The sequence below is a fragment of the Pseudomonas sp. C 49-2 genome, from assembly GCF_003970195.1.
In the GTDB taxonomy this organism is placed as follows: domain Bacteria; phylum Pseudomonadota; class Gammaproteobacteria; order Pseudomonadales; family Pseudomonadaceae; genus Aquipseudomonas; species Aquipseudomonas canadensis.
On sequence record NZ_RXYG01000004.1, the window covers coordinates 233,685 to 254,242 of the forward strand.

At 61.8% G+C, this 20,558-nt stretch carries 20 protein-coding genes and 2 pseudogenes; 15 read left to right on the forward strand and 7 right to left on the reverse strand.

The annotated features are described in order from the left end of the window. The first annotated feature begins 61 nt into the window (after positions 1-61). The gene (locus EJ576_RS29765; RefSeq protein ID WP_010210501.1) at positions 62-223 is read left to right on the forward strand and encodes a hypothetical protein; all 162 of its coding nucleotides are present in this window, start codon (positions 62-64) and stop codon (positions 221-223) included. Between the two features lie 11 nt (positions 224-234). Next, complete coding sequence (locus EJ576_RS29980) at positions 235-369, forward strand: hypothetical protein (protein WP_256581760.1); 135 nt, start codon at positions 235-237, stop codon at positions 367-369. On the opposite strand, the gene EJ576_RS09990 is transcribed toward EJ576_RS29980, so the two are convergent. Both EJ576_RS09990 and EJ576_RS09995 read right to left on the reverse strand, forming a co-directional pair. Further along, the gene (locus EJ576_RS09990; RefSeq protein WP_028616119.1) at positions 360-1,712 is read right to left on the reverse strand and encodes a sodium:proton antiporter; all 1,353 of its coding nucleotides are present in this window, start codon (positions 1,710-1,712) and stop codon (positions 360-362) included. The two genes, EJ576_RS29980 and EJ576_RS09990, sit on opposite strands and share 10 nt — an antisense overlap. Positions 1,713-1,876: 164 nt before the next feature. Further along, positions 1,877-1,993, reverse strand: a pseudogene (locus tag EJ576_RS09995) (LysR family transcriptional regulator); the annotation flags it as partial. On the opposite strand from EJ576_RS09995, the gene EJ576_RS10000 reads away from it, so the two are divergent. The 6 genes from EJ576_RS10000 to EJ576_RS10025 all read left to right on the forward strand — a co-directional run bounded on the left by EJ576_RS10000 (position 1,992) and on the right by EJ576_RS10025 (position 7,741). Next, on the forward strand, positions 1,992-2,324 hold the full coding sequence (locus tag EJ576_RS10000; protein ID WP_126570366.1) for an aldo/keto reductase: 333 nt from the start codon (positions 1,992-1,994) through the stop codon (positions 2,322-2,324). The pseudogene EJ576_RS09995 and the gene EJ576_RS10000 sit on opposite strands and share 2 nt — an antisense overlap. Before the next feature lie 138 nt (positions 2,325-2,462). Beyond that, on the forward strand, positions 2,463-4,457 hold the full coding sequence (locus EJ576_RS30125) for an aminotransferase class I/II-fold pyridoxal phosphate-dependent enzyme (RefSeq protein WP_126570259.1): 1,995 nt from the start codon (positions 2,463-2,465) through the stop codon (positions 4,455-4,457). Between the two features lie 25 nt (positions 4,458-4,482). Then, a complete protein-coding gene (locus EJ576_RS10010; RefSeq protein ID WP_028616123.1) occupies positions 4,483-5,337 on the forward strand; it encodes a transporter substrate-binding domain-containing protein in 855 nt (284 codons plus the stop codon). Then, positions 5,337-6,041, forward strand: coding sequence for an ABC transporter permease (locus tag EJ576_RS10015; RefSeq protein WP_028616124.1), 705 nt, complete (start codon positions 5,337-5,339; stop codon positions 6,039-6,041). The genes EJ576_RS10010 and EJ576_RS10015 overlap by 1 nt, the downstream gene beginning before the upstream one ends. Positions 6,042-6,047: 6 nt before the next feature. Next, positions 6,048-6,746 (forward strand): ABC transporter permease, encoded by a 699-nt coding sequence (locus tag EJ576_RS10020; RefSeq protein ID WP_028616125.1) that lies wholly within the window; start codon positions 6,048-6,050, stop codon positions 6,744-6,746. Beyond that, the gene (locus tag EJ576_RS10025) at positions 6,743-7,741 is read left to right on the forward strand and encodes a DMT family transporter (RefSeq protein ID WP_122726996.1); all 999 of its coding nucleotides are present in this window, start codon (positions 6,743-6,745) and stop codon (positions 7,739-7,741) included. The genes EJ576_RS10020 and EJ576_RS10025 overlap by 4 nt, the downstream gene beginning before the upstream one ends. Here the strand turns inward: EJ576_RS10025 and EJ576_RS29995 are convergent. Next, positions 7,697-8,236, reverse strand: a pseudogene (locus EJ576_RS29995) (TetR/AcrR family transcriptional regulator); the annotation flags it as partial. The gene EJ576_RS10025 and the pseudogene EJ576_RS29995 overlap by 45 nt on opposite strands. Positions 8,237-8,326: 90 nt before the next feature. Between EJ576_RS29995 and EJ576_RS10035 the strand changes: the two are divergent. Then, complete coding sequence (locus EJ576_RS10035; protein WP_126570260.1) at positions 8,327-9,325, forward strand: succinylglutamate desuccinylase/aspartoacylase family protein; 999 nt, start codon at positions 8,327-8,329, stop codon at positions 9,323-9,325. Here the strand turns inward: EJ576_RS10035 and EJ576_RS10040 are convergent. Further along, complete coding sequence (locus EJ576_RS10040; protein ID WP_122727001.1) at positions 9,287-10,144, reverse strand: AraC family transcriptional regulator; 858 nt, start codon at positions 10,142-10,144, stop codon at positions 9,287-9,289. The two genes, EJ576_RS10035 and EJ576_RS10040, sit on opposite strands and share 39 nt — an antisense overlap. Before the next feature lie 142 nt (positions 10,145-10,286). Between EJ576_RS10040 and EJ576_RS10045 the strand changes: the two genes are divergently transcribed. Then, the gene (locus EJ576_RS10045; protein ID WP_126570261.1) at positions 10,287-11,087 is read left to right on the forward strand and encodes an alpha/beta fold hydrolase; all 801 of its coding nucleotides are present in this window, start codon (positions 10,287-10,289) and stop codon (positions 11,085-11,087) included. 272 nt (positions 11,088-11,359) lie between these two features. On the opposite strand, the gene EJ576_RS10055 is transcribed toward EJ576_RS10045, so the two are convergent. From EJ576_RS10055 to EJ576_RS10065, 3 genes are read right to left on the reverse strand one after another with little or no spacing between them, the layout of a single operon-like run. Next, positions 11,360-12,568, reverse strand: a complete 1,209-nt coding sequence (locus EJ576_RS10055; RefSeq protein WP_126570262.1) for an EAL domain-containing response regulator — start codon at positions 12,566-12,568, stop codon at positions 11,360-11,362. Positions 12,569-12,577: 9 nt separating this feature from the next. After that, a complete protein-coding gene (locus tag EJ576_RS10060; protein WP_028616131.1) occupies positions 12,578-12,961 on the reverse strand; it encodes a response regulator in 384 nt (127 codons plus the stop codon). After that, entirely contained in the window at positions 12,946-14,286 is a 1,341-nt protein-coding gene (locus EJ576_RS10065) for a HAMP domain-containing sensor histidine kinase (protein ID WP_126570263.1), read from the reverse strand. Before EJ576_RS10065 ends, EJ576_RS10060 begins: the two co-directional genes overlap by 16 nt. Before the next feature lie 281 nt (positions 14,287-14,567). Here EJ576_RS10065 and EJ576_RS10070 point away from each other — a divergent pair, with 281 nt between their 5' ends. Genes EJ576_RS10070 through xylB form a run of 5 tightly spaced genes read left to right on the forward strand, consistent with a single transcriptional unit; the run spans position 14,568 to position 20,529 of the window. Then, a complete protein-coding gene (locus tag EJ576_RS10070; protein WP_122727009.1) occupies positions 14,568-16,100 on the forward strand; it encodes a sugar ABC transporter ATP-binding protein in 1,533 nt (510 codons plus the stop codon). Then, positions 16,093-17,070: a ribose ABC transporter permease gene (locus EJ576_RS10075; RefSeq protein ID WP_068933179.1), complete on the forward strand. Its 978-nt coding sequence runs from the start codon at positions 16,093-16,095 to the stop codon at positions 17,068-17,070. The genes EJ576_RS10070 and EJ576_RS10075 overlap by 8 nt, the downstream gene beginning before the upstream one ends. A gap of 34 nt (positions 17,071-17,104) precedes the next feature. Then, positions 17,105-18,037 (forward strand): ABC transporter substrate-binding protein, encoded by a 933-nt coding sequence (locus EJ576_RS10080; protein WP_028616135.1) that lies wholly within the window; start codon positions 17,105-17,107, stop codon positions 18,035-18,037. 22 nt (positions 18,038-18,059) lie between these two features. After that, positions 18,060-19,061: a LacI family DNA-binding transcriptional regulator gene (locus tag EJ576_RS10085; RefSeq protein ID WP_126570264.1), complete on the forward strand. Its 1,002-nt coding sequence runs from the start codon at positions 18,060-18,062 to the stop codon at positions 19,059-19,061. A gap of 7 nt (positions 19,062-19,068) precedes the next feature. After that, positions 19,069-20,529, forward strand: coding sequence for a xylulokinase (gene xylB, locus EJ576_RS10090; protein ID WP_126570265.1), 1,461 nt, complete (start codon positions 19,069-19,071; stop codon positions 20,527-20,529). The last annotated feature ends 29 nt before the right edge of the window (positions 20,530-20,558 follow it).

Sequence of the window (20,558 nt, forward strand, 5' to 3'; positions counted from 1 at the left end):
ACTTCATCACCCTGGGCATGACCTTAACTCTACCCAGGCGACATTTTCCGAGAGGTAAGCCATGAGCACAGACAAACAACCCGCCACCGGTGCCGATGCGCCCAAAGACCCGGTGCCAGCAAAAGACCCCAAGGCCAAGGAAAACGACTACAGTCCAGACTTCAAGCCCAAGCCTGAGCCCAAGCCTGAAACCGATGCCGATATCGACACCCAAGGCGGTTAGAGGAGACGGTCATGTCCAAAGAACTTGATGAAGAACTCAACGACCCCGGTAATGAAGACCCCGGGTCATTGATGGACGATGCAGAAGTGCCGCTCAACGATCTGGATGAAGCGGCGGATGTGGGTAACACCGAGCGTCAAGACTGAGTATTCACCCGGGCACGTCGTTCATACCACACCAGCATAGGCTGGGTACTCAGGCCATGAACGACGATGCTCAGGGCGATCACCGACAAGGTCAGGTTCACCGCCACGGCGCTGCTGGTGCCAATCAGTCCGTGATTGAGCGCGTAAAACAGGTAGTAAATGCTGCCGATCCCGCGAATGCCAAACCATCCCATCAGGCTGCGCTGCTGACGATCAATCAGGCGACCCCACGGCATCGCCAGCACACTGATCGGCCGAATCACGCAAAACAACAGCGCCGCCATCGGCAGTGCGCGCCAATCCCAGTGGCTTATCAGCACGATCCCCAGTACCGTCACCAGGAACACCTCCATCGAGCGTTCCACCAGGCTGCCGAATGACAGCATGTCGCCCATCATGACGCCGGCGGCGATCTGGGTGTCCTTCAGTTCGCTCACATCCCCTTGCAACGCGCGGTCTGGCTCGATTTCCAAATGGCCCACCACCGGCAACGCCAGATGCTCCGAAGGCGTTTTTGAGTTTCCGGTGGAGCGGAATTCCGCCTGGCGCAAACCAAGCCCGGCCGCAAAAACGGACAGAAAGCCATAACCGCCCACTGCCTCGGCGACCACATAGGCCAGCGCAATCAGAGCGAGGGTCAGGTAGTCATTGGGCGAGAGCGTGCTGTCACTGTTGGTGATGCGTAGCCACAACGTCGCGCGGCCGATGCCACGGCCCATCCAGTAGCCGATCAACAACCCGGCCGGCACCGCCCACAACAAGTTCTTCAATACCCAACCGCCCAGCCAATCGCCGTCAAACCCGCCGTGTTGCATGAACAGCAGGGCAAAAATCACAAAGGGAAAGGCGGTGCCATCGTTCAAGCCCGCTTCGCCGGACAATCCGAAGCGCAGCGGGTCGTAATCCTGAGCGTTATTGACCTGCACCAGGCCTGCCAGCACCGGATCCGTTGGCGCCAGTATCGCGCCCACCAGCAGCGACACGCCCCACGACAGCGTAAACAGGTAATGCAGCGCGAGGCTGATCCCCAGGATGGTCAGCAGCATCACCGGCCCGGCCATGCCAAACGCGATGCGCCAGGTTCGGTGCTTGAGCGGCAAGCGCAGTTTCAAACCGCTGACAAACAGCGAAAACAGCACTGCGACTTCCGTGAGGTGCTCCATCCAGCGTGCGGAGTGCTGGATGTCCAGGTGCAGCAGGTCTACGCCAAGGGGGCCAATTCCCACGCCCAGCAGCAGGCACACCGCCGAGGTCGTGACCGGCATCCAGCGCAGAAAGGAAGAGGTGAGGGCGAGCGTGAGCAACACGGCGCCCAGTACGGCCATCCACAAAATAAAAGTCATCGAACGTGTACCGGGCCGTGGTCTGTTCAGCTTGGAGGACTGCGGCGCGTCACCGGTTCAATGTGATTGGATCAATTGCGAACCGATGGTCTTCAGGCGAATCATGTCCATCAATTGCCGCAACCCTGGCTGTGACTGGCGACGGCTGGGGTAATACATGCACAGTTGCGCATGGTGTGGCTCAACGCCGAGGTGGTCACGCCCAGTACATGGGCGGCGTGGCGGAAGCTGCGGCGGCGGATGATCGCCATGAACACGTTGAGATCAGCCAACTGGTCCATGGGCGGGCACTTGTGGGGTGGGGCGGACAATGAACAAGCCATCCGCATCCTGCGCCATGCCCTGGCAATCGGTATCAACCTGATCGACACCGCGCCGGTGTACGGCTTTGGCCTGTCCGAAGAACTGATCGGCACGGCAAATCGGTACTGGCCCTGCGCTGGCCCGACCATCGCCCTGTGGGGCGCACGGCGGCCGGAGCAGTTGAAGGGCTACGAAGAAGCCTTCGGCTGGCACCTCACGCCCGAAGACCTGACGCCTATCGACCGTATCCTGGCCAGCACCATAAAAGATCCGATCGGCCCGGAATTTATGGCCCCGCCCAAGCGTTAACGACCTCTTTGGACCATAAACGACATGGCCGCAAACTTACCCATTGAACGACTGTTCAGTTTGAACTATGTTGACCGCATCCACCCGTTTTCCACCCGACGGGTTCGCGCTGTTTCTTCTTGAACAAGAGGCTCTGGCATGCGGTTTTCCCCCTTCGTCGAACGAATTGCAGGGCAGGGCGTAGCTGCCTGGGACATCCACCACGCCGCGTTCCAGGCGGCCAGCCAGGGCGAAGACATCATCATCCTCAGCGTTGGCGATCCGGATTTCGCCACGCCGTCCTTCATTACCGACGCCGCGGTGAGTGCCTTGCGCGACGGTGACACCCACTACACCGAAATCCCCGGTCGCCCGGCATTGCGCGATGCAATAGCTGCACGCTACAGCCAGACGCTGGGCCGTCCACTGACTGCCGAAAACGTCATCACCGTGGCCGGTGCGCAAAACGCCTTGTTCGTGACCTCCCTGTGTCTGCTACAGGCCGGCGATGAAGTGCTGGTGCTCGACCCGATGTACGTCACCTACGAAGCCACGCTCAAGGCCAGCGGCGCGACACTGGTCCGTGTGCCCTGTTCGCCGGAATCCGGCTTTCGCCTCGACGCCCAGTTGCTCGGCGCAGCCATCACACCGCGTACGCGGGCGATTTTCTTCTCCAACCCGAACAACCCCACCGGCGTGGTACTCAACCCGCATGAGCTGCAAGCCATTGCCGACCTGGCGATTGCCCACGACCTGTGGGTGGTGGTCGATGAGGTCTATGAAAGCCTGGTGTTCGACGGCGAATACCACAGCCTCGCAGCGCTGCCGGGCATGGCCGAGCGATGCGTGGTGATTGGCAGTCTGTCCAAGTCCCATGCCATGACCGGCTGGCGCATTGGCTGGCTCATCGCCACGCCGCAGATGGTCGCCCATGCGGAAACCCTGGTGCTTAGCATGCTCTACGGGTTGCCGGGCTTCGTGATGGAAGCCGCCACCGCTGCCGTGCTGGCCCATGACGAGGTGACCCAGGGCATGCGCGAGATTTATCGGCGCCGGCGCGACCTGGTGGTGTCGGGGCTGAGTGGGTGCCCTGGCATCCAGGTGCAGGCACCGCAAGCCGGGATGTTTGTGCTGGTGGATGTGCGCGACACCGGCCTGGGCTCCCTCGACTTTGCCTGGCGTCTGTTCCGTGAAGCCGGGGTTTCGGTACTCGATGCCGCCGCGTTCGGCGAGCCGGCCCAGGGTTTCGTGCGCTTGTCGTTCACCCTGGGAGAAGAGCGCCTGCGTGAAGCCTGCCAACGCATCGTGCGGTTTGTCGCCAAGCTGGCCGGTGAACCGCGTACCGCGGCGGCGCCCAGGATCGAAGTGGTGCAGCCGGCCGCAGCCAAAAAGATGATCGAGGTCATCGACCTGCACAAGCGCTTCGGCAATATCGAAGTGCTCAAGGGCATTTCCCTCACGGCCCACGAAGGTGATGTGATCTCGCTGATCGGCGCCAGCGGCTCGGGCAAAAGCACCTTGCTGCGCTGCATCAACATGCTCGAAGTGCCGGACCAGGGCAGCATTCATGTGGACGGAGAAAGCATCAAGCTCAACTACGGCCGGCCCGGCGCGCCTCTGGTGGCGGACGCCAAACAGCTGGTACGCATCCGTTCGACCTTGGGCATGGTGTTCCAGAACTTCAACCTGTGGCCACATCGCACGGTCCTGGAAAACCTTATTGAGGCCCCCACCCAGGTCCTGCGCGAAAGCCGCGCCGAAGCCATCGAACGCGCCGAAGCCTTGCTCGACCGCGTCGGCCTGGCCGCCAAGCGCGACGAATACCCGGCGTTCCTCTCCGGCGGCCAGCAACAGCGGGTGGCGATTGCCCGAGCGCTGGCCATGCGTCCCAAAGTCATGTTGTTCGACGAGCCCACCTCGGCCCTCGACCCGGAACTGGTGGGTGAAGTGCTGCGGGTGATCCGTTCCCTGGCCGAGGAAGGCCGCACCATGATCCTGGTCACTCATGAAATGGCATTCGCCCGGGATGTGTCGTCGAAAGTGGCGTTTCTGCACCAAGGCATGATCGAAGAAACCGGCTCGCCGGATGCGGTGTTTATCGACCCACGCAGTGAACGTTGCCGACAGTTCGTCAACGCGCATCAAACTCGCTAACTCCATAAAAAGACGGGGCAAAATCATGAAATCCAAGCGTATGGCAACGTGGTTGAGCAGTGCAGTGTTGGTGTTGACCGCGGGTTTCACCTGGGCGGCGGAAAAGCCCATCGTGTTTGCGGTCGCTGCGGAACCCTATCCGCCATTCACCGTTAAAGGTGGCAACGGCCAATGGTCCGGCTTTGAAGTGGACTTGATCCACAAACTCTGCGAAGGCATGAAAGCCGAGTGCCAGATCAAGGAAGTGGCGTGGGACGGCATCATTCCTTCTTTGCTAGCGAAGAAGATCGACGTGATTTTCTCCTCGATGTCGGTGACCGATGAGCGCGAAAAACAGATCGCCTTCAGCCGTGCCTATTACGATTCCCTGTTAGGCGTCGCCGGGCCGAAAGGCAGCGAAGTCGAGATCTCCCCGGCGGGCCTCAAGGGCAAGCTGATCGGTGTGCAGATCTCCACGGTCAGCGCCAACTACTTGAAGAAGTACTACGAAAACATCGCGGACCTGAAGTACTACGACACCCAGGAATCGGCCAACGCCGACCTGATCGCCGGGCGTATCGACTACATGATGGCCGACGACACCGCCATCGCGATGATGGTCAAGACCCCGGAAGCCAGCGGCCTGGCGCATATCGCCAGCGTGCCTTACGACCCGATCATCGGCCGTGGCGTCGGCGCCGGCCTGCGCAAGGAAGACACTGCGCTCAAGGCCCGGCTGGATAAAGCCATTGGTGAATTGCTGGTGAGCAAGGACTACGACGACCTGTCGCAGCACTATTTCGGCCTGTCGGTCAGCCCGTGCAAGCGCGGTGACACCCCGGCGTTTGTCAGCAAGACCTGTGACAGCCCGTATCAACACGTCGCCCAGAAGACCGAATAATGCTCGACCTCTTAAGCTTCGGTGAACAAGGGTGGGGCAATGCGTTGCTCAAAGGGTTATGGATGACCCTGCAAATCTCCGCCGGTTCGTTTGCGGTGGGTTTGTTGATCGGCCTGGTGGTGGCCTGCGCCAAGCTCAGTGCGCCACGCCCGATTGCGCTGCTGATGCGCGGCTACACCACGGTGTTTCGTGCGGTGCCGGAGCTGCTGCTGATCCTGCTGCTGTATTACGCCGGTTCCATGGGCCTCAATGCGCTGATGTTGTGGATGGGCTTCGAGCAGATGAACATCAGCGGCCCGCTGGTGGCGATCCTGGTGTTGGGCCTGGTGCAGGGCGCGTACGCTTCGGAGATTTTTCGCGCGGCAATCCTGGCAATTCCCCACGGCCAGATCGAAGCGGCACGGGCATTTGGCTTGAGCGGGTTTGGCCTGTTCCGCCGGGTGACCTTGCCGATCATGGCGCCATTCGCCCTGGCCGGTATGTCCAACCTGTGGATCAACCTGATCAAGGACAGCGCCTTGATCAGCGTGGTCGGCACCAACGAGTTGTTGTACACCGCCAAGCAGGCGGCGGGCTCGACCCGTCAGTATTTGCTGTTCTACCTCACGGCTGCCGCCTTGTATTACCTGGTGACGCTGGCTTCCAATTACCTGTCCGGGCGCCTGGAGCGACGTATCCGTCGCTGGATGCCGGTTGTCGAGTGAGCGACCATGCCTGAATGGATAAGTTACTACGCCGGCCTGATCGCCAAAGGCTTGCAGACCACCTTGTCGCTGCTGGTGATTTCGGCGGTGTTGGGTTTTGCCTTGGCGGTGCTGGTGGCGCTGGCGCGCTTGTCGCGGCGCAAATGGCTGGCCCGTGGCGCGCTGGCCTACACCAGCGTGTTGCGCGGCACGCCGCTGCTGATCCAGATCTACATTTTCTACTACGGGCTGGGCAGCCTGTTTGCGCAGTTTCCTATGATTCGCGGCAGCTTTCTGTGGCCGTACTTGCGTGACGGCTACTGGTACATCGTGTTTGCCCTGGTGTTGTCGGTGGGTGCCTACGTCGGCGAAGTGATTCGCGGTGGCCTGCTGGCGGTGCCCAAGGGCGAAATGGAAGCCGCCTCGGCATTCGGCATGACGCCACGCCAGGCCTTGTTGCGCGTGCGTTTGCCACGGGCGATGCGCCTATTGTTGCCGACCTTGGCGGGGGAGACGGTGATGTTGCTTAAATCTACCGCGCTGGCCTCGACCATTGCCGTGGTCGACCTGTTGGGCGCGGCCAACGTGGTCCGCGCGCAGACCTTGCAGATCTACCAGCCGCTGCTGCTGGTGGCGGCGGTCTACCTGTGCCTGACCTTTCTCATCGAAGGTGTCTACGCCATCGCCGAACGGCGCGGCACGCCGCTGCGCAGGTCGGCCGGATGAAACAGGACCGCTCGCTGCAAGGGATTGCCCTGTGTTCGCTGGCCTATTTGTTCCTGGCGTTGCAGGACGCGGTGGTCAAGTGGCTGGTGGCCGATTACTCGGTGTTCACCATTCTGTTCTGGCGCAGCCTGGTGGTGGTGGTCGCGTGCTTGATCGCCGGGCGCATGGGCCTGATGCGCAGTGCCTGGACGTCGGTCAGCCGGCGCTTGCTGATCATTCGTGGACTGTTGTCGTTGCTCGCGTGGTTGCTGTATTACACGGCGGCCAAGGACCTGAGTCTGGCAGAAATGACCACGCTGTATTTCTCTGCGCCGATCATGGTCACGCTGTTGGCCGCGCTGATCCTCAAGGAGCGCGCCAGCCGGGGACAGTGGATCGCGTTGATCATCGGGTTTGTCGGGGTGGTCATTGCCTGCCGTCCCACGCATATGCTCGACCCGTGGCCCATCGCCCTGACCTTGGGCGCGGCGCTGTGCTGGGCGTTTACCTATATCCAGTTGCGTCAGGTCGACCCGAGCAGCTCGGTGCTGGAGCAAATGCTGATCACCAACGTCGTGTTTGTGCTGTGCATGGGCGTGACCTTGCCCTGGACTCACACACCGGCGCCCACGCCAGCCTGGCTGGGCATGTTGGCGGCAGGTTTGGTCGGGGGCATCGGTCAATTCCTGCTGTTTGCCAGTTTCCGTCGCGCCACGGCGACGTTACTCGCGCCATTCGAGTACACCGGGCTGATCTGGGCGTTCCTCCTGTCGAGCCTGGTGTGGGGCACGCTGATGGATGGCTCGCTGATCATCGGCGCGGTGTTGATTGCCATCAGCGGCACCCTGGCCATGCTCAGCGCGCGGCATCCCGTGTCACAGGACGTGGTCGGCGCCGAATGCACCGTGACGCAACCCTTGTACCCAGCAGCGGCAGATGTGCAGCCCGTTGGCGGGGCTGAAGGTGCCGGGGTTGAGGCAGCCCTCGAGCCAAAGTCCGTCGAGCATCGCCGATAAGCCGATGGCGGCCAGGTGGCTGTCGTGGATCACCAGGTTTTCACTGCGGGCCAGATCGTCCAGCAGTTGTTGGATCAACGCCAGGTAGGCGTGGTAGCTGTTTTCGTGGGACTGGTTCACATGGGGCGAATGGCGGATCAGGCTCCAGAACACGACCCACACGCCGAGCAGATCGGGGTCCATGACCCGAGGCGAGAATGAGGCGCTGAGGAATGCATCCAGGCGCGCGGCAGGGCCTTCGGCCTGTTCCACTTGCGCCCAGAGGGCACTGGTCAGTTCATTGGCCAATTTGTGGTAGGTCTCGGCGATCAGCGCATCGATGCTGCCGAAATGGTGGTTGAGCAACCCCACCGACACCCCGGCCTCGGAGGCGATGCGGCGCACGGAAATCCCCGCATGCCCATCGCGGGCCAGGCAGGTGAGGGTGGCAGCAATCAGCAGGTCCCGGCGTTCGTCGGGGTCGGCGCGGCGCAGTTTGGGAAGCTCGGGAGTCATGGGCAGACCTTGAATGAAACAGCACAGCGCTCAGGTTAGTTGAACATGTGTTCAATCTCTACCGATTAATTGATCAGAGGAGGGCAAGGCATGGCAAAAGACCTTTCGTGGCAGGTCACCGGTGATTCCGGCAATGTGTTGCATATCGGGGCCTGGCGTTTCGAAGGCGACGGTAGCGGGCCGAAGGTACACCTGCAGGCCGGTGTACACGCCGACGAAATCGCCGGGATGCTGGTGCTGCATCAACTGCTGCCGCGCTTGCAGGCGTGCGCCGAGCAGGGCCGGCTCAAGGGCACGGTCACCGTGGTGCCCCAAGCCAATCCCTTTGGTATCGGCCAGTTCCGCCAGGGTCGCTTGCTCGGTCGGTTTCACGAAGCCACCGGACAGAACTTCAACCGAGCCTTCGATTGTTCGCTGGCCATGGAGCGCCCGGCGAACAACCTGGCGCAATGGCAGAAACGCCTGGTGCAACTGGCCGCCGATGCCGACCTGATACTGGACCTGCACACCGACGACGAGGCGTTGCCCTACCTCTACATCCACCGCAGCTTCTGGCCCGAGCAAGGCCTGGCAATGGCGGCGGCGTTGCAGGTGGACCTGGTGATTGTCTGGGATGAAGGTGGCGATGGCTCCTTTGAAGAAACCCTCATCAACCACGCTTCGCCGCAACTGGCGGCAACCATTGAACTGCGCGGGCAGGCGGACGTCAGCGATGCCCTGGCGCAACAGGACGCCGATGGGCTGTGGGCGTGGTTGTGCATCAATGGCGTGATCGACGAGGTGGCCAACATTGCCGAATGGCAAGGCGAGGTGGTCGACATGGGCTGTATGGAAACCGTCCTTGCACCCTGCGCGGGTGTGCTGGTGTTCGAAAAGGGCTTGGGCGACGACCTGGCAGAAGGCCAGCGTTTCGCGCGGATTATCGGCCGACCCGGTGACCCGGCCTCCGAGGTGACCCTGCACGCCGCTCAGGCCGGGCGCATGGTCACCGCCCACCGTGAACGCCTGGTGGCACAGGGCTCGGTGGTCGCCAAGTTCACCGGCACACGGTTATCCGACAGCTACAGCGGCGGCGTGCTGGACCCGTAGCGGCGCCTGCAACTGCAGCCACTCCCGCGGGCTGGTGCCGATCTTGCGCCGGAACGCACGGGCCAGCGCCGAAGGGCTTTCGTAACCGACTTCATCGGCGATCAGGGCGATGGGGCGACCTTCACGCAGACGTTTCTGCGCCAGGCTCACGCGCCAGCTCAGCACATAGTCGGCCGGCGTTTGGCCCACCACCTTATGGAAATGTGCAGCGAAACTGGCCCGGGACATGTTCGACTCCACCGCCATTTCCTGCACAGTCCATGGGCGTTCGGGATTGTTGTGCAGCAGGGTCATGGCCCGCGCCAGGCGCAGGTCCGCCAGGCCCGACATCATGCCGGTAGTCATGCTGTGATAGGCCATCATGTGGCGCAGGAACTGAATCACCATCAACTCGAACAGCCGGTTCATCACTGCCTCGCGTCCGCAGTGTTCGGCGAAGGCCTCATCGAACAGCCACTCCAGCGTGCCGGCGATCATCGGAATCTGCTTGAGCGGCATCACGATGGTATCGGTCAGCGCCACGGACAACGGGTTATCGATCCCCCCATCAAAGCGCAGCGAGGCCGCCACCACCTGGGCGCGGTCGGCTTTGGCCGCCACCAGCCGATGGGGCAGGGGGCGCGGCACCAGCACCAGGCTGGGCTCGGGGATACGCAGGGTGCCGTCGGGCATTTCCAGGCTGGCCTGGCCGTCCTTGAGCAGGTAGACCCGGCCGCGCTGCTGCAGATCGCGGGTGTCGAGGGCACCATGCAACGGCCCGCTGTGAAAGGTATCGGCACCGATGCCGAAGTGCACCAGCAGTGTGGACAAACGATCCATGACTCACCTGATTTCAATAAACGATCTGTTTAGACGATCTGCGCCATATCGTCGACTATTAGCCTCCATTTGTAAAACACGTTTCGGCATCATGGCCTCACGTTCAACGCCTTGAGCGCCCAACCCCACGGAGCAAACGTCCATGAAAACCTTCAAGTTCTCCCGCGTCGCCGCCGCCCTGATCAGCGGTGCACTTGCCTTCGGTGTAGCCACCGCCAGCTTCGCTGCCCCACAGAAAGCCACCGTGGTACTGGTGCATGGCGCGTTTGCCGACGCCTCCAGCTGGAACGGCGTGATCGCCGGGCTCAAGGCCGAAGGCTACCCGGTGGTCGCCGTGGCCAACCCGCTGCGCAGCGTCAAGACCGACTCAGACTACGTGGCCGACATCGTCGAACACACCCAAGGCCCGGTGATCCTGGTCGGCCATTCCTACGGCGGCTCGGTGATCTCCAACGCCGTGCACGGCAGCAACAAGGTCAAGGCGCTGGTCTACGTTGCCGCGTTTGCCCCGGAAAAAGGCGAGACCGCGTTTGAGCTGTCCGGCCGTTACCCTGGCGGCACCCTGGGTCCGACCCTGGACAAACCCGTGGTCTCCAAGGACGGGGTGACCGACCTGTACATCCAGCAAGACAAGTTCAACAGCCAGTTCGCCGCCGACGTGGCGCCCAAGGAAGCTCAGTTGATGGCAGCCGGGCAACGCCCGATCACCGAAGCCGCGCTGAAGGAACCGTCGGGTGACCCAGCCTGGAAAACTGTGCCGTCCTACTTCATATACGGTTCAGCGGACAAAAATATTCCCGAGGCCGCGCTTAAATTCATGGCTGACCGTGCGGGCTCCAAGGAAACCGTGGATGTGAAGGGGGCTTCTCACGTGGTGATGGTGTCGAATCCGGCGCGAGTGGTGGCGATCATCAACGACGCGGCCAAGGCCAACGCGCAGTAACCGGCGAGGCGCAGTGCGGTTTCTGTGGTGAGCGGGCTTGCCCCGCGCTGGGCGGCGAAGCCGCCCCAAAACCGGATACCCGTTTATACCTGGAGCAACGCGGTGTCTTTATGGGGGCTGCTACGCAGCCCAGCGCGGGGCAAGCCCGCTCACCACGGGAAGTCCACTCACCATGAGTAAACCTACTCACCACAAAGGGTTTCACTTCCAACCGTTGGCGGGGTCACTCAGCGACCCACCGAGGATTGATCGAGTGCCTGCGCGAGGAGCTTTCACGGAGTCTCTGAACGCTCCAGTAGCAGCCGCTCCAAGGTTGCCACCGGCAACGGCCGGCTGAACAGGTAGCCTTGGATCTGATCGCAGCCGGCGTCCTTCAGGAACGCCAATTGCGCCTGGGTTTCCACGCCTTCGGCGACCACCCGCAGGTTGAGGCTGTGGGCGAGTTCAATGATGGTGCGGGTAATCGCGGCGTCCTGGGGGTTGCTGGTGACTTCGCGGATAAACGCGATGTCGATCTTCAATGTATCGATGGGAAAACGCCGCAGGTACGCCAGGCTTGAATAGCCGGTGCCAAAGTCGTCGATGGAGATTTTCACGCCCATGGTGTGCAAGCGTTGCAGGCTGGCGATGGTGTGCTGGGTGTTCTCCATCAACGAGCCTTCGGTCAGTTCCACTTCCAGCCAGTGCGGCTCGACGCCGGTTTGCGCCAGGATGCGCGCGATATCGGCAATCAGGTCGCCCTCTATGAGTTGATGGCCGGAAACGTTGACCGATACCTCCACAGCGCCAATGGCAGTGCGTTGCCAGGCGCCAATCTGTTGGCAAACGGCTTCGATCACCCAGCGTCCCACCGCTACGATCAGGCCGAGGCTCTCCAACACGGGTACGAACACCGCTGGGGACACGGCTCCATGCCCCGGTCGGTCCCAACGTAGCAGGGCCTCAAGCGCGCAAAGCTGGCCCGTCGCAAGCTCGACTTTGGGCTGGTAATGCACGATGAATTCATTGCGCTCCACGGCCTGGCGCAGGGCGTTTTCCAGGTCCCGACGGTCGACGTCGGGTTGCAGGGCTTGGCGTATATTATCCGCCCGCTCGCCATGAGCGGTGAGCCGCAGCAGGTTGCGCACGCGCAAGGACAGTTCGATACGCTCGATCGGTTTGCTGAGGAACTCTTCGGCACCGCTTTCCAGGCCGCTGACGCGCGCGCCAGCATCACTGAGGGCCGATAGCATGATGATCGGAATACCCGCCGTGGCGTCGTCACTTTTCAGTTGGCTGGCCACCTCATACCCATCCATCCCCGGCATCATGATGTCCAGCAGGATCAAGTCGGGCGCCTGTTGCACCACCACCTGCAGCGCCTCTTCGCCGTTGCTCGCGCAGATAGTCTGGTAGCCCTCGTGTTGCAGCAAGGTCTCCAGGAGCTTGCGCACCTGGGGCTCATCATCGACGATCAACAACGTTGCGGGTTGGCTGGCCATGGAGCGGACTCATGTGAGGGGACTGTTGGGCTTTTGCAGCAAGGTGTCGATCACTTGGTATAACTCTTTGTAACGCAGCGGCTTGATGATATAGGCGTCGCAACCGGCCAGCCGAGTCTTCTCGCGGTCTTCCTTCATCGCCATGGCCGTCAGGGCGATCACCGGGATATGCGCGGTCAGCGGGTCTTGTTTAATCAATGCCGTGGCCGCCAGACCGTCCATGCCCGGCAGTTGAATGTCCATCAGGATCAAGGCCGGTTGCTGTTCGCGGGCCAGGGTCAGGCCAGTCTCGGCGTCAGGTGCCCACAGCGATGTGTGGCCGGCGTTCACCAGCAGCAGACGCGCCAGACGCATATTGGCCTCATTGTCTTCAACGATCAGGATCTCGGCCACGACGCCTCCGGCTCACGATGCAGCGGCAACCATGCGACAAACCGAGCGCCACAGCCTTCACGGCTGGCCACCGCGACACTGCCACCGTGTAGCTCGGCCAGTTGCTTGACCATCGCCAGCCCCAGTCCCGTGCCTTCGAATTTGCGTGCCAGGCTGCTGTCGATCTGGCTGAACGCCTTGAACAGCTTGCCCATATCGTCCTCGGCAACGCCGATACCGGTATCGCTGACGCTCAATTCAAGGAATTGTGGGTACAGGCTTTCGGGCAAGGCAAAGCGGTACACCGGCCAGTCGCCAGGAATCTGGCCGACCTGCTCGCGGCTGACCTGGCGCACCGTCAGCGTCACCGAGCTGCCGTGCTCGCTGAACTTCACCGCGTTGGCCAGCAGGTTGTAGACGATCTGTTTGGTCTTACGCAGGTCCAGTTTCAAGTGGCCGAGGTTGTCGGGGCATTCCAGCTTCAATTGGATACGTTGCAGTGCGGCCTTTTCCCGCACGATCAGCAGGCTGTTGGCCAAAAGGCCCGCCAACTCAACGCTTTCCAGCTCCAGTTCCATCATCCCGGCCTCTACCTTGGACAGGTCGAGAATGTCGTTGATCAACGACAGCAAGTGTTGGCCGCTGGTGAAAATGTCGCCGATGTATTCGCGCTGGGTCTCGCTCATTTCACCGACCAAACCGTCCTTGAGCGCCTCGGAAAAACCGATCACCGCATTCAACGGCGTGCGCAGTTCGTGGGACATGGTGGCGAGGAACTCGGACTTCATGTGGCTGGCGTGTTCCAGCTCCAGGTTCTTTTCTTCCAGCGCACGCTCGAAGCCTTTGCGCTCGGCTTCTTCCTGCTTGCGCGCGGTGTTGTCGGTGCCGATCAGCAGGTAGCCGATGATGGTGTCATGCCGGTTGCGCAGGGCGGTCACCGAAACCATGGCCGACAGGCGACTGCCGTCCTGGCGGATGTAGGTCAGCTCGTAGATGTCTTCGATGCCGCGGGAAGCCTTGAACACCAGGGCTTCGAAACCCGGCGTAATGGGCGTGTCCAGTTCCAGGCTGAGGGCAGCGGCGCGGGTGATCAACTCGACGGGGTCGGAGATGTCGGCTGGGGTGATGCGGTTGACCACGTCGGCGGCGGCATAGCCAAGCATGCGTTCGGCGCCGACGTTGAAGATCTGGATCACGCCTTTTTCATCGGTGGCGATGCTGGAGAAGTAGGCGCTGTTGAAGATGGCGTCTTGCAGCGCGCCGGTCTTGAGCAGGGTTTTCTGCCGTTTGAACTCGACGATCTTTTCGGCGCGCGATTGCGGCTGTTCGGGTAACGGTTTGTCCATCGCTTGGGCTTTCCGTGACGTTCAGGCCCGCCATCGTCAACCGACAATGGCGCAGAGCATGCTCGCAGAAGATCGCTGGAGGGCGATGAGGAGGAGATGAGGTCCTTGGACAATAGCAGACAAACGGTAAAATCGATGCTTTGTGTGCCTATTCAACAAACTGGCTTGATGAAACGTTTCTTCAAGCACAAAAACCCTCAAGCAAGCGCTTGCGTAAAGAAATGTTTCTACATTAGAGTCGGCTCACTGAAGACAAAAATAATAAAACCAGGAGCTCATTCATGAGCCTTGAACCCTTGCTTGAAATGCAGGGCATCAGCAAAACCTTCAACGGTTTGCGTGTGCTCAAGAATGTCGGCCTGAAGGTCTACCCCGGCGAAATTCACGCCTTGATGGGGGAGAACGGCGCCGGCAAGTCAACACTGATGAAAATCCTCTCCGGCGCCTATCAAGCCGACCCCGGCGGTGAAATCCGCATTGCCGGTCAACGCGTTCCGACCTTCGACCCCGCCACCGCAAAAGCCCTCGGCATTGCCGTCATCTATCAAGAACTGAGCCTGTGCCCCAACCTGAGCGTGGCCGAGAACATCTACCTGGGCCGCGAACTGCGGCGTGGCTGGACCATCGACCGCAAGGGCATGGAAGCGGGGTGCATCGAGGTGCTGCAACGCCTTGGCGCCGAATTCACCCCGGCAACACGGGTCAGCAGCCTGTCGATTGCCGAGCGCCAGTTGGTGGAGATCGCCCGCGCCCTGCACGCCCACGCCAAGATCCTGGTGATGGACGAGCCCACCACGCCATTGTCATCCCGCGAAACCGACCGGTTGTTCGCGCTGATCAAGCAACTGCGCAGCCAGGGCCTGGCAATCATCTATATCAGCCACCGCATGGCCGAGATCTACGAGTTATCGGACCGTGTTTCGGTGCTGCGTGACGGCCAATACATCGGCGAGCTGACCCGCGATGCGCTGTCGGCCGAAGTGCTGGTAAAAATGATGGTGGGCCGCGACCTGTCGGGTTTCTACAAAAAGGAACACGCGGCGTATAACCCCGGCAACGTGGTGATGCGCGTGCGCGACATGGCCGACGGCAAGCGCGTGCGCCAGTGCAGCTTTGACCTGCATGCCGGTGAGGTGCTGGGCATTGCCGGGCTGGTCGGGGCAGGGCGCACCGAGCTGGCGCGGCTGATCTTTGCGGCTGACCCCCGCACCTCGGGGACCTTGGAAGTGGTCGGCAAGACCGTCACCCAACTGCGCACCCCGGCGGATGCGATCCGCGCAGGCGTGGTCTACCTCACCGAAGACCGCAAGGCCCAAGGCCTGTTCCTCGACATGAGCGTGGCGGACAACATCAACGTCTGCGCCTGTGTGCCGGATGCGCATGCCGGTGGCGTGCTGGATCGCGGGCATGCCTTGCAGCGTTCGAATGACGCGATCAAGTCGCTGTCGATTCGCGTGGCCTCAGGCAAGGTCAATGTCGGCGCGCTGTCCGGCGGCAATCAGCAGAAGGTGCTGTTGGCGCGACTGCTGGAGGTGAAGCCTCACGTGCTGATCCTCGACGAACCCACACGCGGCGTCGACATCGGCTCCAAGTCCGAGATCTACCGCATCATCAATCAATTGGCCCAGGCCGGTGTCGGCATTGTGGTGATTTCCAGCGAGCTGCCGGAAATCATCGGCACCTGCGACCGCGTGCTGATCATGCGCGAAGGCCAGCTCGTCGCTGAAGTCGGCGGCGCCTCCGGCCAGGCTATTTCCCAGGAACGCATTATTGACCTCGCCACTGGTGGCGATCAGGTGGTTGCCCATGGCTGAGTTGAATATCGCAACAACAGGTAAAGCGGAACGCGCGCGCGAGTTGATGCGCACGGTCGGTATGTTGCCCGTGCTGATCCTGCTGCTGGTGGGCTTCGCCCTGGCCAGTGAGAACTTCCTGACGGTGCAGAACCTGTCGATCATCACCCAGCAGGCGTCGGTGAACGTGGTGCTGGCCGCGGGCATGACCTTTGTGATCCTCACCGCCGGCATCGACTTGTCGGTAGGCGCGATCCTGGCCGCTTCGGCGGTGGTGGCGCTGCAGGCGTCGATGTCACCGCAGTTCGGCATGTTCGGGATTGCTGCCGGTATTGGCTTTGGCTTGCTGCTGGGCTTGGTTAATGGTGGGTTGATCGCTTTCATGCGCCTGCCGCCGTTTATTGTCACCCTCGGCGCGCTGACGGCCATGCGTGGTCTGGCGCGCTTGCTGGCCGATGACAAGACCGTTTTCAACCCGGACCTGCCGTTTGCCTTTATCGGCAATGACTCGGTACTCGGCGTGCCCTGGCTGGTGATCATTGCCGTGGCCGTGGTGGCGCTGTCGTGGTTCATCCTGCGCCGAACAGTGATGGGCGTGCAGATCTACTCGGTGGGCGGCAACCCGGAAGCGGCGCGGTTGTCGGGGATCAAGGTGTGGAAAGTGCTGCTGTTCGTCTATGCCATGTCCGGTGCGCTGGCCGGATTGGGCGCGGTGATGAGCGCTTCGCGGTTGTTTGCCGCCAATGGCCTGCAACTGGGGCAATCCTATGAGTTGGACGCGATTGCGGCGGTGATCCTTGGCGGCACCAGTTTTACCGGCGGCGTCGGCACCATCGGCGGCACGTTGATCGGTGCGCTGATCATCGCAGTGCTGACCAACGGCCTGGTGCTGTTGGGTGTGTCGGATATCTGGCAATACATCATCAAGGGCATCGTGATCATTGGCGCAGTGGCGCTGGATCGTTATCGCCAGTCCGGTGCGCGGACCTGAGTTCACTCCTACAACAATCACAAGAGAGACCCGCATGAACCTTAAACGTATCTTTCCCGTCATTGCCTTGGCTGCCTTGATGTCCCAAGCCGTCGAAGCCCGTGAGTTGAAGGCCCTCGGTATCAGCATGGGCTCGCTGGGCAACCCGTATTTCGTGACCCTGGCCGACGGCGCAACCGCTCGGGCCAAGGAGCTCAACCCCAACGTCAAGGTCACTTCGGTGTCGGCTGACTACGACCTGAGCAAGCAGTTTTCGCAGATCGACAATTTCATTTCGTCCAAGGTCGACCTGATCCTGATAAACGCCGTCGACCCCTCTGCCATGGCCTCGGCGATCAAGAAAGCCCGTGACGCCGGCATCGTCGTGGTAGCCGTGGATGTGGACGCCAAGGGCGTGAACGCGACTGTGCAGACCGACAACGTCGAAGCCGGCAAGCTGGCCTGCCAGTACCTGGTGGACAAGCTCTCCGGCAAGGGCAATGTGATCATCCAGAACGGCCCGCAAGTCACCGCCGTGACCGACCGCGTCAAAGGCTGCAAGGCCGCGCTGGCCGCCGCGCCGGATATCAAGGTGCTGTCCGACGACCAGGACGGCAAAGGCTCCCGCGAAGGCGGCTTGAACGTGATGCAGGGTTACCTCACGCGCTTCCCGAAAATCGACGGTCTGTTCGCGATCAATGACCCACAAGCCATCGGCAGCGACCTGGCGGCCAAGCAGCTCAAGCGCAGCGGCATCATCATCACCTCGGTGGACGGCGCGCCGGATATCGAGAATGCCTTGAAGACCGAGACGCAGATCCAGGCGTCGTCCAGCCAGGACCCCTGGGCCATGGCGCAGACCGCAGTGAACGTGGGCAATGACATTCTCAATGACAAAGCCCCGGCCGAAGCGGTTACCCTGCTCACGCCAAAACTGATCACCCGTGACAACGTCGCTACGTACAGCGGATGGTCGAGCAAACATTGATCCACTGAGAAGGAACAGCGTCGTGGTCACCATGGATGACGTGGCAAGCAGGGCGGGGGTGTCGACGTCGACGGTGTCCCACGTGTTGAACGGCACCCGCAAGGTCAGCCCGGCCACTGTGCTGGCGGTGCAGCAGGCGATCCAGGCGTTGGGCTACATCCCCAACACCCTGGCGCGCTCGCTGGCCCGGTCGAGCACCAACACGATTGGCGTGGCGATCTCGGCGCTGTCCAACCACTACTTCAGCGAAACGGTGCACGCGATTGAAACCGCGTGCGCCCAGCACGGCTACATGATGCTGTTTGTCGACACTCATGATGATCCGGAGCAGGAGCTGCGGGTGGTCACGGCGCTGCATCATCGGCGGGTTGATGGGATTGTGCTGGCGCCTTCCAACGGCTCCAAGGCCCTGGAGTATCTGCGCGTCAACGAGATTCCAGCGGTGCTGGTGGACCGCATGATGAGTGAGCACTTCGATCAGGTTGGGGTGGAGAATGCCCAGCCTACCCAGGTGCTGGTTGAACACCTTATCGCCCATGGCCATCGCCGGATCGGCTTTATCGCCGGGCGTGAAGGTTTCAGCACCACCGATGAGCGTGTCGCCGGTTACCGCGCCGCATTGCAGGGGGCGGGCCTGACGTTTGATCCGGATCTGCTGGTCAATGGCGGCTCCAATACTGAGCCGGCGCGCCAGGCCACGGTGCAGTTGCTGGGCTTGGCGTTACCGCCGACGGCGATCATGGCCGGCAACAACCTGATGACCCTCGGCGCCATGCAGGCCCTGCGTGACGCGCAGATCGACGTGCCTACGCACATGGCGCTGGTGGGGTTTGATGATTTCGACTGGGCGGATTTTTTCGTGCCGCGCCTGACACTGATCGCGCAGCCGGTGCAGGCACTCGGCGCCCAGGCAGTGAACCTGTTATTGCAACGCATGGCTTCACCCGGCGCACCGACCCAGAGTGTGCGCCTGGCGCCGACCCTGCAATGGCGTAATTCATGTGGCTGTAATGGATTGGAATGACCCCCGTATGAGCAGTCCCGTTTCCCTCGGCATCGACCTCGGCACCTCGGAACTCAAGGCCATTCTCATGGACCTCGACGGTACAGTGCTGACCCATGCCGGCGTGCGCCTGAGCGTGTCGCGGCGTCATAGCGGCTGGTCCGAGCAAGACCCGCTGGATTGGTGGCAGGCCTGTTTGCAGGCACTGGCCCAGTTGCGCCTGCATGAGGCATTTGCCCGTGTGGCCTGTATCGGCCTGTCCGGGCAGATGCATGGCGCGGTGTTGTTGGGGGCTGATGATCGCGTGTTGTACCCGGCGATCCTGTGGGATGACTCCCGTGCGGTCGCCGAGGCCGAGGAGCTGGGCCCTGAGTTCGCCGACATCACCGGCAGCCTGCCCATGGCCGGGCTGACGGCGCCGAAACTGCTGTGGCTGCAGCAGCATGAGCCTGAGGTATTCAGAGCCATTGATTGTGTACTGTCGCCCAAGGATTACCTGCGGTTGCGCCTGAGTGGGGAGCGCATCAGCGAGATGTCCGACGCTGCGGGGACGTTGTGGCTGGATGTGGCACGCCGCGAGTGGTTCGCGCCCATGCTGCGCGCGACGGGCCTTGCGCCGGAACAAATGCCAAGGCTGGTTGAAGGCGGCGCTGCAAGTGCTTGTTTGACGGCGATGGACCTTGGATTGTCGGCTGACGTCGTGATCGCTGGCGGCGGGGGCGACAACCCGGTAGCGGCTGTCGGTATTGGTGCGATCAACGCTGGCGACGGCTTCATCACCCTCGGCACCAGCGCTGCCATCGTCGCAATCACCGACCACGCCGCCGGCAACCCGGCCAGCGCCGTGCACAGCTTCTGCCATGCGCTGCCGAACCGTTGGTACACCATGGGCGCCATGCTGGCCGGGGCCAGTTGCCTGCGTTGGGTCACACGGCTGACGGGCACTGCGAATGAGCAGGCGTTGCTGGACCAGGTGCAGGCACAATTGCCGATCGAACAACCCGTGCCACTCAGCACGCCGTTGTTTCTGCCGTACCTTGCCGGAGAGCGCACACCCCACAACGACCCGCTGCTGCGCGGCGGTTTCATGGGCCTGGGCCATGACTGCACACCCGCGATGCTCGGTTATGCCGTGATGGAAGGCGTGGGTTTCGGTTTGCTGGATGCGCTGCGCGCCGTGCAGTCGGCCGGTGCCGATTTAGGGGCCTGTGCCTTGGTGGGCGGCGGTGCGCGTAGTGAATACTGGGCGCAGCTGCTGGCCAACATCCTGCAGCGGGAGATCTTCACGTTGCACGGCAGTGAGTTGAGTGCCTGCATCGGCGCCGCGAAGCTGGGATTTCTGTCGATCGGGCAGGGGGAGAGGTTGTTGCAGGCAGGGATGTCGGTGAAGGCGCGATATCTGCCGGATGCCAAGCAGCAAGCCGTGTTGGCGGCACGTTATCGCAAGTTCCAAGGTTTGCTGACAGCGGCCAAAACACTGCACGAGTAGACAACGCAAAACGAACTGTAGGAGCTGGC